16 protein-coding genes are annotated in these 15,600 nt (G+C 64.9%); 12 read left to right on the forward strand and 4 right to left on the reverse strand.

Translation table 11 applies throughout. From position 1 onward, the window contains the following. Positions 1 to 37: 37 nt before the first annotated feature. The gene (locus Q8S30_RS17885) at positions 38 to 1,771 is read right to left on the reverse strand and encodes a CocE/NonD family hydrolase (RefSeq protein WP_305667377.1); all 1,734 of its coding nucleotides are present in this window, start codon (positions 1,769 to 1,771) and stop codon (positions 38 to 40) included. Positions 1,772 to 2,004: 233 nt separating this feature from the next. Here Q8S30_RS17885 and Q8S30_RS17890 point away from each other — a divergent pair, with 233 nt between their 5' ends. The 3 genes from Q8S30_RS17890 (at position 2,005) to Q8S30_RS17900 (ending at position 4,783) form a co-directional block, all read left to right on the forward strand. Beyond that, positions 2,005 to 2,589 carry an amino acid synthesis family protein gene (locus tag Q8S30_RS17890; RefSeq protein ID WP_305667378.1) on the forward strand — a complete coding sequence of 195 codons (585 nt, stop codon included), beginning with the start codon at positions 2,005 to 2,007 and terminating at the stop codon, positions 2,587 to 2,589. A 38-nt stretch (positions 2,590 to 2,627) separates the two neighbouring features. After that, a complete protein-coding gene (locus Q8S30_RS17895; protein WP_305667379.1) occupies positions 2,628 to 3,503 on the forward strand; it encodes a fumarylacetoacetate hydrolase family protein in 876 nt (291 codons plus the stop codon). A 92-nt stretch (positions 3,504 to 3,595) separates the two neighbouring features. Next, positions 3,596 to 4,783 carry an alpha-hydroxy acid oxidase gene (locus Q8S30_RS17900; RefSeq protein ID WP_305667380.1) on the forward strand — a complete coding sequence of 396 codons (1,188 nt, stop codon included), beginning with the start codon at positions 3,596 to 3,598 and terminating at the stop codon, positions 4,781 to 4,783. An 81-nt stretch (positions 4,784 to 4,864) separates the two neighbouring features. Here the strand turns inward: Q8S30_RS17900 and dctP are convergent, their stop codons facing one another. Both dctP and Q8S30_RS17910 read right to left on the reverse strand, forming a co-directional pair. Further along, positions 4,865 to 5,860, reverse strand: a complete 996-nt coding sequence (gene dctP, locus Q8S30_RS17905) for a TRAP transporter substrate-binding protein DctP (protein ID WP_305667381.1) — start codon at positions 5,858 to 5,860, stop codon at positions 4,865 to 4,867. 44 nt (positions 5,861 to 5,904) lie between these two features. Continuing rightward, positions 5,905 to 6,471, reverse strand: a complete 567-nt coding sequence (locus Q8S30_RS17910; RefSeq protein ID WP_305667382.1) for an NADPH-dependent FMN reductase — start codon at positions 6,469 to 6,471, stop codon at positions 5,905 to 5,907. Between the two features lie 204 nt (positions 6,472 to 6,675). Between Q8S30_RS17910 and Q8S30_RS17915 the strand changes: the two genes are divergently transcribed. From Q8S30_RS17915 to Q8S30_RS17940, 6 genes are all read left to right on the forward strand, one after another. Next, the gene (locus Q8S30_RS17915; RefSeq protein WP_305667383.1) at positions 6,676 to 7,662 is read left to right on the forward strand and encodes a TRAP transporter substrate-binding protein; all 987 of its coding nucleotides are present in this window, start codon (positions 6,676 to 6,678) and stop codon (positions 7,660 to 7,662) included. Between the two features lie 68 nt (positions 7,663 to 7,730). Further along, on the forward strand, positions 7,731 to 8,222 hold the full coding sequence (locus tag Q8S30_RS17920) for a TRAP transporter small permease (protein WP_305667384.1): 492 nt from the start codon (positions 7,731 to 7,733) through the stop codon (positions 8,220 to 8,222). Next, positions 8,219 to 9,517, forward strand: coding sequence for a TRAP transporter large permease (locus tag Q8S30_RS17925; RefSeq protein WP_305667385.1), 1,299 nt, complete (start codon positions 8,219 to 8,221; stop codon positions 9,515 to 9,517). Before Q8S30_RS17920 ends, Q8S30_RS17925 begins: the two co-directional genes overlap by 4 nt. Before the next feature lie 12 nt (positions 9,518 to 9,529). Further along, positions 9,530 to 10,486, forward strand: a complete 957-nt coding sequence (locus Q8S30_RS17930; protein ID WP_305667386.1) for a D-2-hydroxyacid dehydrogenase — start codon at positions 9,530 to 9,532, stop codon at positions 10,484 to 10,486. After that, a complete protein-coding gene (locus Q8S30_RS17935) occupies positions 10,483 to 11,652 on the forward strand; it encodes a Xaa-Pro peptidase family protein (protein ID WP_305667387.1) in 1,170 nt (389 codons plus the stop codon). Before Q8S30_RS17930 ends, Q8S30_RS17935 begins: the two co-directional genes overlap by 4 nt. Before the next feature lie 11 nt (positions 11,653 to 11,663). After that, the gene (locus Q8S30_RS17940) at positions 11,664 to 12,638 is read left to right on the forward strand and encodes an amidohydrolase family protein (RefSeq protein ID WP_305667388.1); all 975 of its coding nucleotides are present in this window, start codon (positions 11,664 to 11,666) and stop codon (positions 12,636 to 12,638) included. A 12-nt stretch (positions 12,639 to 12,650) separates the two neighbouring features. Here the strand turns inward: Q8S30_RS17940 and Q8S30_RS17945 are convergent, their stop codons facing one another. Continuing rightward, a complete protein-coding gene (locus tag Q8S30_RS17945; protein ID WP_305667389.1) occupies positions 12,651 to 13,415 on the reverse strand; it encodes an IclR family transcriptional regulator in 765 nt (254 codons plus the stop codon). A 206-nt stretch (positions 13,416 to 13,621) separates the two neighbouring features. On the opposite strand from Q8S30_RS17945, the gene Q8S30_RS17950 reads away from it, so the two are divergent. Genes Q8S30_RS17950 through Q8S30_RS17960 form a run of 3 tightly spaced genes read left to right on the forward strand, consistent with a single transcriptional unit; the run spans position 13,622 to position 15,599 of the window. Further along, positions 13,622 to 14,458: a cyclase family protein gene (locus Q8S30_RS17950; protein ID WP_305667390.1), complete on the forward strand. Its 837-nt coding sequence runs from the start codon at positions 13,622 to 13,624 to the stop codon at positions 14,456 to 14,458. Further along, entirely contained in the window at positions 14,458 to 14,808 is a 351-nt protein-coding gene (locus Q8S30_RS17955; RefSeq protein WP_305667391.1) for a cupin domain-containing protein, read from the forward strand. The genes Q8S30_RS17950 and Q8S30_RS17955 overlap by 1 nt, the downstream gene beginning before the upstream one ends. Then, a complete protein-coding gene (locus tag Q8S30_RS17960; protein ID WP_305667392.1) occupies positions 14,805 to 15,599 on the forward strand; it encodes an SDR family NAD(P)-dependent oxidoreductase in 795 nt (264 codons plus the stop codon). Before Q8S30_RS17955 ends, Q8S30_RS17960 begins: the two co-directional genes overlap by 4 nt. Position 15,600: the final 1 nt, after the last annotated feature.

Consider the following 15,600-nt stretch of genomic DNA (forward strand, 5'->3'; position numbering starts at 1 on the left):
GTGCCTGGTGGCCGGGCAATCGTTCATGCCGAGGCACCTATCCGGTGACCGGCAGCATCAGGTACGAGCCATGCTCCGCGCCGGTGTGGATCACATGCCGGCCGCGGTTGACCGTGTCGGGGCCTGCCAGCCCCGGAAACTCGGCGCCTGAAAGTTTCTGACCGGCTATCACCAGCTGGATCTGCTGCCCGGTAGACCAGCGCATTCCCAACGGCCAGATCTGCACATCGACGGGCACAACCTCGCCCGGTGCAAGCTTTTGGGTGCGGTCATAGGTGTGATGGGGCCGCGCCGGGCCGGACAGTGCCGGATCGACGGCGCGCAGGGACGCGCGCTGCATGCCCTTCGCCCCTGAAAAGACGAACATGCCGGGTTGGCTTTCCACGTTGTCGGGCGGTACGTCCCGCGACTTGCCCGGCGGCAGGAAGGTCCAGCAGCCCAGATGGCGCCCATCCGCATCCAGCTTGCGAACCTCGACGTAGAGGTCGAGGTCGTCGGCCTCCTTGGCCTCAACCCAAAGCTGGGCCTTGAGGTAGCCGACAATCTCGGTGTCGCGGTCAAAGCGATGGGTGAAGACGGCACGGCTTGTCTTGTCGGCCGGGTCATACTCGGCGAAAGCCGCCTGCGCCGGTGCCTCGGCCGCCATCGTCCCGGTCGCAGCATCCAAATAGAGCGGGGTATAGACCGTTCGGGGCAGCGGGAAATCTGCCTCGGCCCGGTCCAGAATGTCCTCGCCGCCCGGATCAAGAACCGCGAGCCGCACCGGGGGCGTTTCGTCCCACCCGTTCTGATCGCCCTTCAGGAAGCGGTCGAAGAACCGGCGCAGATCGTCGACCTCGGTGTAGTAATGGGCCCATTCGTGGCTGTTGTGGACGCGCAGCCACTTCTGAGCCGAGGCGAGCCCGCACCAGCCGTTGAAGGTGCCGATGGCGTGGATAAGGTTGGTCCAGCTGGAGATGACATATGCCGGCACCTCGATCTTGCCCAGATCGGGGATCTTGTCGCGCCAATAGTCGTTCATCAGCGTGTCCGTCCTGCCGATTGCCGGCACGTCCTCGACCCCGCCGGGCCCGGCAAACATCGACAGCATATGGTCGTTGAAGCCGAAATCGGGGATGCCTCCGCGCACCACATCGGTGCGGTAAAGATCGGTCCAGCCCTCGCAGGGCGAGATCGCGGCAAGGTGAGGCGGCTGTTCTGCCGCGATGAACCATTGCACGATCGCCAGCCATGAGGTGCCGGTCAGGCCGACCTTGCCATTGCTCCAGCTCTGCGCCCCGACCCACTCCACCAGATCATGGCCGTCGCGGCCTTCCTGGCGGCCCCAGCAGTGAATGTCGCCTTCGCTGCTCATGGTGCCGGGGGCATCGACATTAACCACCGCATAGCCGTGGGCACACCAATAGGCGGGGTCGGCACCTTCGAACATTTCCAACCCCGAGACCATGCCGGGTGTCACGCCCCCGCGGAAGGGCAGATCCTCGAATGCGATCACACCGCCTTGTTTGCCATAGGGGCCCCAGTTGACAAGGGTCGGCAATGGCTGGGTGTGGTCGGCCGGGCGGAAGATATCGACATAGATGCGCTTGCCGTCGCGCAAGGTGACGGCGACATCCTGATCCATCACGATATCGCAGAGCAGGGGCAGGGCGCCCGGGGCGACCTGTTCGCCCTTTGAGAAGCGTTTCTGCGTGGGGCGGAGGCCGGGGTACCGCGCCTTCGGGTGGTCCGCGGGGCGCGTTTTCCGGAACGTGAATTCAATGCCGCTCATGTGCTGTGCCATCCGTTCAAGAGCCTTGTCACTGGGATTCCCTGTGGCCGCGCTGCGCGTGACGGGCACGAATGCCCCGCCCCCCTAGTGCGACCGTCTCCCTTGGGTCTCTCAATTATATGGTGACAGCCAGTTTGTCGAGCGTAATTCTTTTTTTCGAAATTATAGACACTGTGCGAAAACGATGCTATCCGGCTGAAAGGTCGGACTGTGGCGCACAGAGGTAGGAACCGATGATCAAGATCGAATGTCGCAAGATCGCTGTCTTCGTTGAGGACATCTGGCACGACGGCGGGAAGCCGGCGGACCGGCCCCTGCGCAAGGGCGCCGTGGCGGCCGTGGTCGCCAACCCCTATGCGGGGCGCTATGTCGAGGAACTGGGCGAATGGGTTCAGGCGCTTGACGGCCTCGGCGCCATGCTGGCGCAGCGGCTCCTAGATGCGCTCGGGCTGCCGGCCGAGCAGATCGAATCCTTCGGCAAGGGCACCATCGTCGGGGTGCATGGCGAGATCGAGACAGGCGCCGCCTGGCACGCGCCGGGTGGCGCCGCGCTGAAACGGCTGCTTGGGGTCCGCGGATTTGTCTCGGCAGGCCAGATCATCGGCAATGCGGGCGACCGCCTGCATATCCCGCTGGTCAGCGTCCACAGCCCCTGGGTGCGCAGCCATTTCGACGGCATCGACATCAGCGTCGCCGATGGCCCCCGGCCCAACGAGATTCTCTTCGCCCTTGCCATCTCCAACGGTGGCCGGATCCACGCGCGCCTTGGCGGTCTGACCTTTGCCGAAGGTGCGCGGGGCGAAGGCCCGAAGTTCTGAACCCCCAAACCCATGCAAGCGTGACGGAGCAAACCAAGATGAAATTTGTCAGCTATGAACGGAACTCCGAGGCCAGCTTCGGGCTCGTCCAGGGCGATCAGATCGTGGATCTGAAGGCGCGGCTGAACGGGAAATATCCCGATCTCAAGACGCTCATCGCAAGCAGTGACTGGCGCGCTGAGGCCGAACGCGCGCTGGCCGCCGGACCGGGTGAAATCGCCTTGGACAGCGTGACGCTGCTGCCGGTGATCCCCAATCCCGACAAGATCCTCTGCGTGGCGCTGAACTACGGCGACCATGTCGCTGAGGCGAACGCCCACCTTCCGGGCGGGCGCGAGGTTCCGAAATATCCGATGATGTTTGCACGCATGGCCGACACCCTTCTGGGCCACCGCGAGGATATCATCCGGCCCAAGGTGTCCGAGCATCTGGACTATGAGGCAGAGCTGCTGGTGGTGATCGGCGGCCATGTGCCGCGCTATGTGACGCCGGAAGAAGCACTGCCCTATGTGTTCGGCTACAGCGCCATGAACGAGGCCAGCGTCCGCGACTATCAGTTCCACAGCCGCCAGCTGACGCCCGGCAAGAACTTCTACCGCACTGGCGCCGTGGGCCCTTGGCTGGTCACCGCCGACGAGATCCCCGATCCGCAGGCGCTGGATATCGAGTTCCGGCTGAACGGCGAGGTCTTGCAGACGGCCAATACCCGCGACATGATCTTCTCGGTGGCCAAGCTGATCAGCTACATTTCGGAATGGCTGCCGCTGAAACCGGGCGACCTGATCGCCAGCGGCACGATGGGCGGGGTAGGCTTCACGCGCAAGCCGCCGATCTTCATGAAACCCGGCGATCTGGCCGAGGTGGAGATCAGCGGCATCGGCGTGCTCGTCAACGGCATCGCGGACGAAGCCTGACCGGGCGCCGCGCGGCCGCTACAGGCCGCGCGTTCCGCCTGTATGAATGACTTTCGGAGGGCTTGGCGATATGCCTGCCCGGAGCCTTGGCAATGACGGCGTTCTTTGTGCAGCGCAGGCTGGCGCAGATCCTCAACCTCGACGATTTCGAACGGGCTGCGCGGCGGCATCTGCCGGGGCCGGTCTTTGGCTACATCGCCGGCGGCGCCGAGGATAACACCAGCCTTGCCGACAACCGCGCCGTGTTCCGCGAGATCCAGCTTGCCCCTCGGGTTCTGGTGAATGTGCAGCGGCGGCGGGCCGAGACCTCGCTGCTGGGGCGCAGCCATTCTGCGCCTTTCGGCATCGCGCCGATGGGGCTCAGCGCCCTGTCTGCCTATCGCGGCGACTTGGCGCAGGCCCGCGCGGCGGCGGCGCTTGGCATTCCCGCGATCATGTCGGGCTCATCCCTGATCCGTCTCGAGGATGTGGTGCGGGAAGCCCCCGACACATGGTTTCAGGCCTATGTTCCCCCGACGCCCGAACGTACCGAGGCGCTTGTGCGCCGGATTGAGGCGGCGGGGTTCACCACGCTGGTCATAACCGTCGATGTCAGTGTCCTGCCTAACCGCGAGAATAACCTGCGCGCCGGGTTCAGAACACCGCTGAAGCCCAGCCTGTCGCTGCTTTGGCAGGGGGTCACGCATCCGGCCTGGACGATCAACACCGCGCTGCGGACGCTGGTCCGCCACGGGATCCCGCATTTCGAGAATAACGAGGCAATCCGGGGCGTGCCCATTCTCGCCCGGAATGTCGAACGCGAAACCGGCGGCCGCGACTGGCTGTCCTGGGAGGACATCCACCGTCTGCGGGGCCGCTGGCGGGGCAAGCTGGTGCTGAAGGGGATCCTTCACGCGGGTGACGTTGCGCTGGCCCGCAAGGCCGGGGCCGATGCCATCATCCTGTCCAATCACGGCGGCCGCCAACTGGATGGTGCGCCCTCGCCAATGCGGATGCTGCCTGCAGCGGTTGCGGCGGCGGGCGAGATGCCGGTGATGATCGACAGCGGCTTCCGGCGCGGAACCGATGTCGTGAAGGCGCTGGCGCTCGGCGCGGCCTTTGTCTGGGTCGGTCGCCCGTTCAACTATGCCGCCGCGCTGGCCGGCGAGGCCGGCATAGCCCATGCCCACAGCCTGCTGAGAAACGAGATCCTGACGGACATGGCGCTTGTTGGCGTCAACGATCTGGCGGAGCTGACCGGGGATCATGTCTTGCAACCCACCCTGACCGGGAAAATCTAGGCGCTGCCTCCAAACGCAACCGGCCGCTTTGCTCCAGCGGCCGGCTTCATGCAGTGCAAGGCTGCCGGGCGACGACCGGGGCTAGTCGGCCAGATGCGCCTTCAGCTGGTCGACCAGCACCTGACGGCCTTCGCCCTCGGACACCCACTGCTCCACGACCGGGTTGAGGGCGCCTTCCCATGCCGCAGCAGCCTCGCCCTCGGGCACGATGATCGTGCCGCCCGTGCTTGTCGCAAGAGCCTGGCCCTCGGCATGGGCCTCGCGCCAGACCTCACCCAGGGCTGCGGACATCGCCGCGCCCGAGTTCATTTCGATGGCATTGCGCGCCGCTTCGGGCAGGGCGTCGAACCGGCCTTGCGACATGAATACCGGCGTGAAGGACCCGCCCAGAGGAACCTCGGTGTAGAACTTGCCCACCTCGTTCAGCCGGAATGCTGCGATGCCTGTGAAATGCGTGACCACACCATCAACCACGCCGCGGCCGAGCGGCTGATACATGTTGAAGGCATCGAGGTTGATCATCGCCGCGCCGACCTCATCGAGGATCGCCGCCTTGATACGTCCGCCGGCACCGATCCGAAGGCCCGCCGCATCCGCTGGCGCCGTCACTGGCGTCTCGGTTGTCATCATCATCGCGGCGGTGGGCGTGCTGACGGCCAGCAGTTTCAGGCCGGCGTAGTCCTCATCGAAAGCGCCCTCGTCATACATGGCCCACAGAGCCTCGGACGCCTTGACCGAATCGTAGCCGATCAGGTTCGGAAGATAGGCCACATCCGATTGCTGAAAGCGGCCCGGATAGTAGGATGTGATGTCCATGGCGATGTCGGCGGCCCCGCTCTGGACGATATCCACGAACTGGCCCGCCTTGCCGAGCGCGCCGGCAAAATACATCTCTACCACCAGCGTTCCTTGCGAATCCGCCGTGACCTTTTCGGCCCAGGGAATCAGAACCTTCTGGTTGTAGTGAACCTGCGCTGGAACAGAGACGGCAAACCGCAGCACTTCCGGCTCGGCATAGGCCGCCGAAGCGAAGGCAGTCGCCGAAAGGGCAAGCCCCAGGAAACCCTTGAATTTCATTGCATCTTTCCTCCCCTGAAGATGTGATGGTCTTTTGCGGCGGGTCAGCCCCGCCGCGCGAAGTCGCTGAATGCGGCCAACCGCTGCGTGACGAAATCTGCCGTCGCCGCGTCGGTGATGGTGGGCGTGTCCGCCGATAGCTTGGCCTTGATCTGCGAGATCTGCACCTCTGGCTTGACCAGCACCTTACAATCCAGCGCAAGCAGCACGTTGCGGATCGGCGCATGCGCGCGGGCACCGCCAAGCAGGCCCGGAGAAGAGGTGAAGAGCGTGACCGGCTTGTCCTGCAACGGGCCCGGGTTCAGCCGTGACAGCCAGTCCAGCGCGTTCTTCAGCACCCCCGGCATCGACCAATTGTATTCAGGCGATACGATGATCACCCCATCGACGGCGCGAATGGCCTCGGCCAGTTGCGCCAGCGCTTCGGGGATGCCTTCGTCGAGGATATCCTGATTATAATGGGGCAGCATGCCGATCGACGGAAGCAAGTCGATCCGGGTATTGCTTGGCGCATAGGTGGCCAGGCTGCGGCCAAGGGCGGCATTGAAGGAGGCCTTGCGCAGGCTTCCCAGCATCACGCCGAGGCGCAGTTTGACGTCAGATTCTTGCACGCATCATCTCCTTGCCGAGGCCCCGCTTGGCCGTTTGAAGCAAGGCTAGATGATATTTTTCGTTAAATAAAGATATTTTCGAAACTTCTACTTGTACGTTTTAGTCGTCGCTCATAGCTCCATTCGGATAGGCGTTGACTGAATAGCGATACAGATGCATTGTATCGTGGAATTCGGATGGAGGATCCGAAGAGGGAGGACATCATGAGATTTGCACGGAAAGCCGCGTTTGCGGCTGTGGTACTCTATACCGCCACGACCGCTGTTTCCGCCGAAACCTTGAAGGTTTCAAGCTACTTGCCGCCCAACCACACCTTCAACCAGGCGCTCGGGCTTTGGTCGGAGGAACTGTCGGAGAAAACTGGTGGCGAGCTGTCGCTCGAGGTGTTTCCCGCCGCCCAGCTTGGCCCGCCGCCGCGGCAGTTCGATCTGGTGACTTCCGGCGCCGCCGATATGGCGATCATCCTTCACAGTGCGACGCCCGGGCGGTTCCCGATGACCGAACTGGCTGGCCTGCCGCTGTCTCACCCCGCCGAGGGCGATGCCAGCGCCGTGTCCTCGCGCCGCCTGACCGAACTTGCACCCGACTATCTGGCTGCAGAGCATCCGGGCACGCGGATCCTGTGGATGGCGGTCACGCCGCCGCTCAAGGTGCATTTCCGGGACCGCAAGCCGACCTCAGTCTCCGATCTGTCGGGCCTGCGGGTGCGCTATGCCGGGACTATCTGGCAGCAGATCATCGAGGCTGTCGGCGCCTCGCCGCTGCCGGTTCCGCCGGGCGAGACGGCGGATGCCCTATCGAAGGGCGTGATCGATGCCGCCGCCTTCCCGTTCGAGGCGACCAAGTCCTTTGATCTGGGGCCGGTCACGAAATTCTCGATGGAGCCGGGTCTGGCCTCGGCCTCTTTCGCGGTGGTCATTTCCGACAGTGCCTATGCGCGGCTGACACCCGAACAGCAGGCGTTGGTGGTTGAGACGACCGGACCTGAACGCGCTGCATGGTTCGGCGCCATGTGGGATGCGGGCGAGGCAGAGGGCCGCGACTACATGGTCGAAAACGGAGTCGAGATCCTCAGCCTGCCGGACGCCGAGCAGGAGAAGCTGCGCGCAGCGATCTCGCCGATCGTGGACAGCGCTGTCGCCGCCACAGGCGGACGGGGCGCAGAGTTCCTTGCGGATTACATGAAGTAGGCTGCGCAGGGGCGGGGCGTGCTCCGCCCCGCCATCCCACAGATATGCCCCACCAACAGGAGGCCCAGATGCCGGACAGGCCGCTTCACAGGGTTGCGCGCGCATTGGTCGGCGCGCAGGAATGGCTGGCCGCTGCCGCCCTCGTTGTCATGATGCTGGTCGTCGTCGCCGATGTGGCCATGCGCCATCTTCTGGGGCAGCCGCTGCGCGGATCTTATGACATGGTGTCATTTTCTCTGCTGATCATGGTGTTCTTCGGTATGGGTGGGGTCATTGCCCGTGGCGCCGAGATCGCCATCGATCTGGTCGATGCGATGCTGCCGGCGCGCGTGGTGTGGCTTCTCAAGGCCTTGTCCGTCTTGCTGACCATCGCAGTCATCGCCTTTGTGTTCTATGCGATGATCGGGCCAGCCGGGGATGCCTGGCGCTACAAGGAACGGTCGCTGGAACTGGGCCTGTCGGTCTGGATGCTCTGGGCGCTGGCCTTTGCCGGGATGGCGGGCATCCTTGTCGCCTCGGTTGATCGCCTCGCTGGGTTCGGGACAGGGGCAAAGGAATGACGCCCTTTATTCTTGGCTGCACCGGCATCGGCCTGCTGTTCATACTCCTGTTTCTGCGCCAGCCGGTCTGGCTCGCCATGGTGCTGTGCGGGATCGGCGGCATCATTGCCCTCAACAATGTGCAGGTCGCCAAATTCGTGGTCGGCACGACCTTTTTCGACGTGGCGCAAGGCTACAGCCTGTCTGTCGTGCCGCTGTTCATCCTGATGGGAGAGGTCGCTTCGGGGTCGCGTATGTCGGCCGACCTGTTTCAGGCGGCGCGCGCGTTGGTCTCGGGGCTGCGCGGCGGCCTGTCTGTGGCGACCATTGCCGCCTCGGGCGCGTTCGGGGCGATCTGCGGCTCGTCGGTGGCCACCGCCGCCGCAATGACCCGCATCGCCATGCCGGAGATGGAGCGGGCGGGCTATCGCCAGGGCACGGCCGCTGCGTCCGTTGCGGCGGGCGGAACCCTCGGCATCTTGATCCCGCCGTCCATCATCCTCGTCATCTACGGGTCCATTGCCGAGCAATCGGTGGCCCGCCTCTTCGCAGCGTCGATGCTGCCGGGCCTCGTGCTCATGGGGCTCTATGCGGTCATCGCCGTCTGGCTCGCGCACCGCTCCGATGCCGCGCCGCATGATGCCGGCCTGCCGCTTGGCGCGCGGCTGCGGGCGCTGCTCCGGCCCTGGCAGTTCATCTTGCTGTTCGCAATCACCATCGGCGGGATCTATGCAGGGATTTTCAGCCCGAACGAGGCTGCCTCGATCGGGGCCTTCGGCGCCATCGTTCTGGGCCTGCTGCGCCGCTCGCTGACCCTGCGTGGGCTGGTCAGGGCGGTGCGTGCCTCGGTCGCGCTGTCCTGCGCGCTGTTCATGATCATCATCGGCGCGACGATCTTTGCCAATTTCGTGGTGCAGACCCGGCTGCCGGACACGCTCTTGAACCTCGCCACCGCGGCCGAGCTTTCGCCCTTCGTGGTGATGGGGCTGATCGTCTTCATCTACATCCTACTGGGGTGCTTCCTCGAAGGCATCGGAATGGTGCTGATCACCGTGCCGGTGTTCCTGCCGGTCGTCACCGGTTTCGGGTTCGACCCGATCTGGTTCGGCGTTCTGGTGACGGTTCTGGTGGAACTGGGCCTGATCACGCCGCCGGTGGGGATGAACCTGTTCATCATCCGTGGCCAGGCCCCGACCCTGTCCATGGCCGAGCTCTACCGCGCCATCTTGCCGTTCTTGCTGGCACCGGTCGTGCTGGTTCTTCTGCTCTTTGCCATGCCGTCGCTGGCGCTGTGGTTGCCGGGCGTCCTGTATTAACCGGAGGACGCCATGGGCGGACCGATCCTGATCTTCGACACGAAGGCCGACTTCTATGCCGACAAGCTGCGGGAGTATTATCCCGATCTTGATGTCGTCGGAACCTCTGACATGGCGGTCGCCCTGCAGCATGGACGGGACGCGCGGGTGCTGGTCGGCCTTGCCCCGGCGCTGACGCCGGCGCTGGTCGCTAGCGCGCCGCAGCTGGACTGGGTTCAGGCGCTGACCACCGGGGTGGACAATCTGCTGAAGCCGGGTGTGCTGCCGCCGCATGTGACGCTGACCAACTGCAACGGCATCCACGGCCCGCAGATGTCGGAACTGGCCTTCCTGCTGATGCTGTCCCTGCTGCGCCGCTTTCCCGAGATCCTGGCCAATCAGGCAGAGGGTCGGTGGGCCCGCTGGCCGCAGCCGCTGCTGTCGGGCAAGACACTGTGCATCGTGGGCCTCGGGGCCATCGCCGAGGATCTGGCGCACCGCGCACGCGCCTTCGGGATGCGCGTCACTGCGGTGTCGAACGGCCGCACGCAGGCACCCGGCTTTGCCCGGGTCTATCCGCGAGCAGAGCTTGGCCTTGCTGCGACCGAGACGGATGTTCTGGTCGTTCTGGTGCCCTATTCCGCCTCGACCCATCATATCGTGGACGGCGCGGTGCTGGCGGCAATGAAGCCCGCTGCGGTGCTGGTGAACATTGCCCGCGGCGGCTGCGTGGACGAGGCGGCGGTTCTGGCGGCCTTAACCGAGGGGCAGATCGCCGGCGCGGCGCTGGATGTGTTTGCGACTGAACCACTGCCGCCCGAAAGCCCGCTCTGGTCGGCGCCAAACTGCATCGTCACGCCGCATATCGGCGGGATGTCGGACTCGTATCACGAACAGGCCCTGCCGCTGCTGATCCGCAATATCGGCATGTGGCGTGAGGGCGGGACAGTGGCTCTGCCGGGGCATATCGCACATGGAGGCGACGCATGAAGACGGTTTCCCCGATTTCGGACGCAGAGATGGCACGGCGCTGGCAGCTGGCCCGCACCGTCATGTCAGAGCTTGGCTTGGACGCGCTGGTGATGCAGGCGCGCGAGGATTGGATGGGCGGCTATGTCCGCTGGTTTACCGACGTTCCGGCGATGAACGGCTACCCCCGGTCGGTGATCTTCTGGGCGGACCGGCCGATGACGGTGGTCGAGATGGGCGCTTTCGGTACCGACCGATCGCTTACCCACGATGCTGTGCATCGCGGCGTGGACCGGATCCTGGGCACGCCTTCGTTCGTGTCGATTCACTACACGGTCGAATATGACAGCGCGCTGGTCGTGCAGGCGCTGTCCGAGGGCGGCGCGCGGCGTGTCGGCCTGCTGGCGCCGGGTGCGCTGCCGCACTCCCTTGTCGCGGGGATCGCGGCGTGGGGGTTCGAAGCGGTGGATGCGACCGATGCGCTTGATCTTGTGAAGGCGCCCAAGAGCCCCGAGGAGCAGGAGCTGATCCGCCTGACGGCCGCGCTTCAGGATGCGGTCTTTGCCGAGGTCTGCGATGCCATGCGCCCCGGCGTCACCGACCGCCAGATCATGGCGGTGGCCGAAGCGGCAGGCCGTAGGCTGGGCAGCGATCAGGGCATCCATCTTGGCCTCTCGGCCCGGCTGGGCGAGGCGTCGCGGTTCCACGGCCGGCACTTGCAGCAGCGAGAGATGGCGCAGGGCGACCATCTGTCGATCCTGATCGAGGTGAACGGCCCCGGCGGGATCTATCTGGAGATTGCCCGCACCATGGTTCTGGGCGCGGCCGACGACCATCTGCTGCAGGCCTTTGCGCATGTGAAGGCGGCACAGGACCATGTTCTGGGCCTGCTGCTGCCCGGCGCCGATCCGGCAGCGGTGGCGCTCGCGCATGATGGCTTCATGCAGGCGCGCGACTTGCCGGCCGAGACGCGCCTCTTTGCCCACGGGCAGGGCAGCGAGATGGTCGAGCGCCCGCTGATCCGCCAGGATGAGACGCTGCCTCTGGCCGAGGGCATGTTGATGGCCGTTCACCCGGGGTATGACGACGGGCGCGTCTTTGCGGTGATTTGCGACAACTACCTGATCGGCCCCAATGGCCCGGGCGAGTGCCTGCACCGGACCGAAAAGAAGATCTTCGAGCTTTGAAGGACCGACCCATGACCGATATGACCCGCACGCCGAAAATCGCGCTTGAAGAGCATTTCATGCATCCCGACTTCATCGGCTATTTCAATCGCACGGCGATTAACATCAGCCCTGACCTCTTCGGCAAGGCGCTGGAGTCCTTGCAGGATTTCGGCGAGCGGCGGCTGGAAGCGATGGACCAGATCGGAGTGCGCACCGCTGTGCTGTCGCTCGCCGGTCCGGGCGTTCAGGCAGAGCGCGAGACGGCCACTGCCTGCCGCCTTGCCAGCCAGGTCAATGACTATCTGGCCGAGAAGATGTCTGCGCAGCCGGGCCGCTATGGCGGCTTTGCCCATCTGCCGATGCAGGACCCGGCAGCGGCGGCGGACGAGCTGGAACGCTGCATCCGCCAGCTGGGGATGCAGGGGGCGATGATCAACGGGCAGACCAATGGCACCTATCTGGATGATGACCGCTATGCGCCGTTCTGGGAGCGTGTGTCAGACCTTGGCGCGGCGATCTACATCCACCCGAACAACCCTGCCGACATGGGTTACATGTATCACAACCACCCCGAACTCTTCGGCCCGGTCTGGAGCTGGACGGTCGAGACCGCGACCCATGCCTTGCGGCTGCTGTTTTCCGGCACCTTCGACCGCTATCCCGGCGCCAAGCTGATCCTGGGGCATATGGGCGAGACCCTTCCGTTCCTGCTCTGGCGCCTCGACAGCCGGTGGGAGATTTCCAACCGCGGGACGATGCGGCTGGCGCATCCGCCCTCGCATTATTTCCGCACGAATATCTGGATGACCACCTCGGGCGTCTGTGCCGACGCGCCGCTGCGCTGCGCGCTGGATAGCGTGGGCGCGGGCCGGGTGATGTTCGCGGTCGACTATCCGTTCGAGCGGCCCGCAGAGGCCGGCGAGTGGATCGAGGCTGCGCCCCTGACCGAAGCCGAGCGGCAGGCGGTGTGCTTTGGAACGGCGCAGGCCCTGCTGGGCCTGTGACTGGCCCGGCGCCTAGCGTGCCATCTGCGCCTCGATCGCGCGGAGCGCGTGCCGCAGGGCCGCTTCGATCTCGGCCTTACGCAGGGCGAAGCGGCCTGACGGGACGGGGACCGACAGGGCGTGAATCTCGCCGTTCCGGTCGCTGAAGGCGCCGCCCACGGCTGACAGGCCCTGCGTGTGCTCGTCTATGTCATAGGCGAGACCTGTTTCCCGGACGCGCGCCAGCAGCGCGGAAAACTCGTCCCAGCTTCCCTCGATGTGGCGCCGCTTCCACTCTTCCTCGACCAGCCGCCGTGCCTGATCTTCCGGCAGCATCGCTAGCGCGGCGCGGCCGTTTGCGGTTGTTGTCAGCGGAAACACCTCGCCAACAGAGGACACCGCCCGCAGCCGGTGCGTGCCGGGAACCTGATCAAGGAAGATGACTGCGGCGCCGCGCAGCACCGAAAGATCCGCAGTTTCGCCAAGGGCGCGCGACAGTTCCGACAGGATCAGCCGGCAATCCTCGACCACGGAGTAGCGCGTCGCCTCGGACAGTTTGGTGATCTCGGGGCCAAGACGAATGCTGCCGCCAGAGCTTGTGGCCATCACCAGCCGCTCGGTCTGCAGCGCGCCAACGATCCGCTGCACGGTGGAGCGGGGCAGCTCGACCTTCTCGGCGATCTGTCCAAGGCTCATCCCGTCAGTGTTCTCGCGCAGCACCCGCAGGATCGACGCCGCCCGCGCGATGACCTGAATCCCGCTACGGGCGCCGGCGCCGTCCTCTCCGTCGTCCTTCATCGCTGGCTGTCCCTTTCATTTGTTCGGGCGATGGTTACGCAGATCCGCCTCGAACTGCAATGCGATACATGCGGCCTGAAATCGCGCAGATTCCTGTTGACCGCCATACGGTTCAAATGCATCAATATGCGGGACAGGTGGGGAGGAGCCTTCCTGACATTTCGCAAGATCAAAACACCGCTCGCGGTGAACGAAGGAGTATTCCCGTGGTCAAGGTCCGTGGCATCGAATTCGAGGGAAATCTCGACAACAGCATGGGGCTGGAGTTCTACAACCTCAGCCATCGCTTCGGGTTTCAGAACCCGAACTGGCCGTATTTCCAGGACACCAAGATCGAGCGCATCCACTACATGGCGAAGTCCGGCGTGCTCAGCCAGCGGATCACCACCACGATGCATGCGACGACCCATATCGACGCACCCGCCCATGTGGTTCAGGGTACGCCCTTCATCGACGAAGTGCCGCTGCCGCATTTCTTTGGCTCCGGCATCGTGGTCAACATGCCCAAGAAGAAATGGGAGTTCATCACCGGCGACGATCTTGAGGCGGCCTGCGGCCATGTCATCCGCAAGGGCGATGTGCTGATCCTCAATACCGGCTGGCACAAGCAGTATGAGGATGGCGACTACTTCGCCTATTGCCCGGGCTTCGTGCCTTCGGCCGCGCATTGGATGGTGGAAAAAGGCGTCAAGGTCGTCGGCCACGACACCCAGGCCAATGACCATCCGCTCGCCACCGCCATCGGCCCGCAGCGCAACGGCCCGCTTCTGCCGCATCTGGAGCAGGAGTGGAAAGAGCATACCGGCGGTGGCGACTGGAAGGTGGATTTCCCGGAATGGGAACCCGTGCACCAGATCCTGTTCAAGAACGGGATCATGGGCATCGAGAATGTCGGCGGTGATCTGGACGCGGTGACGGGCAAGCGCTGCACCTTCGCCTTCTTCCCTTGGAACTGGGATCGCGGCGATGGCTGCATCATTCGCCTCGTCGCCATGATCGACAAGGGGCAGGGATACCGCATCGAGCAGGGCGAGTCGTTCTGATGCTGGTCAAGCGCTTTCAGGACGCGCTGCCCTACGAAGCCCCGAACCACCGGGGCGTGACGGGCCTGCGCCTGCAAGGGTTCGAGGCGGGCGGCCCGACCAATCAGTGGCTGGGCTATTCGCAATTCCTGCCCGGCGGGGGTGCCGGCCCCGACGCCACGCCCTTCGAGAAGGTCTATCTGGTGCTGGAGGGCGAGATGACGGTGATCCTGGACGAGCAGGAAACCGTCCTTGGCCCGCTCGACAGCTGCACCATCGCGGCGGGTGAGCAGCGCGAGCTGGTCAACCGGTCCAACCATGTCTGCAAGATGCTGGTCGTCATCCCCTATCCCCCGAAGGTGCCGTCATGAGCCTGACAGATCCTCTTTCGATGTTCGACGTGCGGGGCAAGGTGGCGCTGGTCACCGGGGCTTCGGGCGCCTTTGGCATGGTCGCCGCCCGGGTTCTGGCGGGGGCCGGGTGTCGCCTTGCGCTGGCGGCGGGCAAGGCGGCCGATCTGGCGGCCATCGCCGCCGAATGCCGCGCGGTCGGGGCCGAGGTGATCGAGATCAACGCCCGCCCGGACTCGGATGCCGCCTGCACCGATATGGTGGCGCAGGCTGTTGCGGCCTTTGGCCAGCTCGACATTCTGGTCGTCGCCTCGGGCATGAACAAGGTCGCCAAGATCGATGAGATGGCGCCGGCGGATTTCCTGTCGGTCATGGATGCCAACGTCACCCAAAGCTGGCTTCTGGCCCGTGCGGCGACCGTTCAGATGAAGGCGCAGGGCGAGGGCGGCAAGATCGTGTTCGTCTCCTCGGCGCGCGGGCTGCTGGGGCATCCGGCGGGCTACACCGCCTATTGCGCGTCGAAGTCGGCGGTGGACGGGATCACCAAGGCGCTTGGCTGCGAGCTTGGGCCGACGGGAATCACGGTGAATGCCATCGCCCCGACCGTCTTCCGCAGCCCGTTGACCGCCTGGATGTTCGAGGACGACGAGAAGGCGCAGGCCGTGCGCGCCGGCTTTCTGGCGCGGGTGCCGAAGGGTCGCCTGGGCGAGCCCGAGGATCTGGCGGGGCCGCTGCTGTTTCTCGCCTCCAAGGCCTCGGACTTCTACACCGGGCATATCCTCTATGCCGATGGCGGCTATACGGCGGGCTGAG

It is taken from the genome of Frigidibacter sp. (assembly GCF_030695035.1).
GTDB lineage: Bacteria > Pseudomonadota > Alphaproteobacteria > Rhodobacterales > Rhodobacteraceae > Frigidibacter.

What these genes read in the sequence shown, in the direction of transcription:
- Q8S30_RS17935 (WP_305667387.1), top strand. Translation starts at nt 10,483, where the DNA reads ATGAAGACGGTTTCCCCGATTTCGGACGCAGAGATGGCACGGCGCTGG.
- Q8S30_RS17890 (WP_305667378.1), top strand. Translation starts at nt 2,005, where the DNA reads ATGATCAAGATCGAATGTCGCAAGATCGCTGTCTTCGTTGAGGACATC.
- Q8S30_RS17955 (WP_305667391.1), top strand. Translation starts at nt 14,458, where the DNA reads ATGCTGGTCAAGCGCTTTCAGGACGCGCTGCCCTACGAAGCCCCGAAC.
- Q8S30_RS17920 (WP_305667384.1), top strand. Translation starts at nt 7,731, where the DNA reads ATGCCGGACAGGCCGCTTCACAGGGTTGCGCGCGCATTGGTCGGCGCG.
- Q8S30_RS17900 (WP_305667380.1), top strand. Translation starts at nt 3,596, where the DNA reads ATGACGGCGTTCTTTGTGCAGCGCAGGCTGGCGCAGATCCTCAACCTC.
- Q8S30_RS17945 (WP_305667389.1), bottom strand. Translation starts at nt 13,415, where the DNA reads ATGAAGGACGACGGAGAGGACGGCGCCGGCGCCCGTAGCGGGATTCAG.
- Q8S30_RS17925 (WP_305667385.1), top strand. Translation starts at nt 8,219, where the DNA reads ATGACGCCCTTTATTCTTGGCTGCACCGGCATCGGCCTGCTGTTCATA.
- Q8S30_RS17960 (WP_305667392.1), top strand. Translation starts at nt 14,805, where the DNA reads ATGAGCCTGACAGATCCTCTTTCGATGTTCGACGTGCGGGGCAAGGTG.
- Q8S30_RS17895 (WP_305667379.1), top strand. Translation starts at nt 2,628, where the DNA reads ATGAAATTTGTCAGCTATGAACGGAACTCCGAGGCCAGCTTCGGGCTC.
- Q8S30_RS17930 (WP_305667386.1), top strand. Translation starts at nt 9,530, where the DNA reads ATGGGCGGACCGATCCTGATCTTCGACACGAAGGCCGACTTCTATGCC.
- dctP (WP_305667381.1), bottom strand. Translation starts at nt 5,860, where the DNA reads ATGAAATTCAAGGGTTTCCTGGGGCTTGCCCTTTCGGCGACTGCCTTC.
- Q8S30_RS17915 (WP_305667383.1), top strand. Translation starts at nt 6,676, where the DNA reads ATGAGATTTGCACGGAAAGCCGCGTTTGCGGCTGTGGTACTCTATACC.
- Q8S30_RS17940 (WP_305667388.1), top strand. Translation starts at nt 11,664, where the DNA reads ATGACCGATATGACCCGCACGCCGAAAATCGCGCTTGAAGAGCATTTC.
- Q8S30_RS17885 (WP_305667377.1), bottom strand. Translation starts at nt 1,771, where the DNA reads ATGAGCGGCATTGAATTCACGTTCCGGAAAACGCGCCCCGCGGACCAC.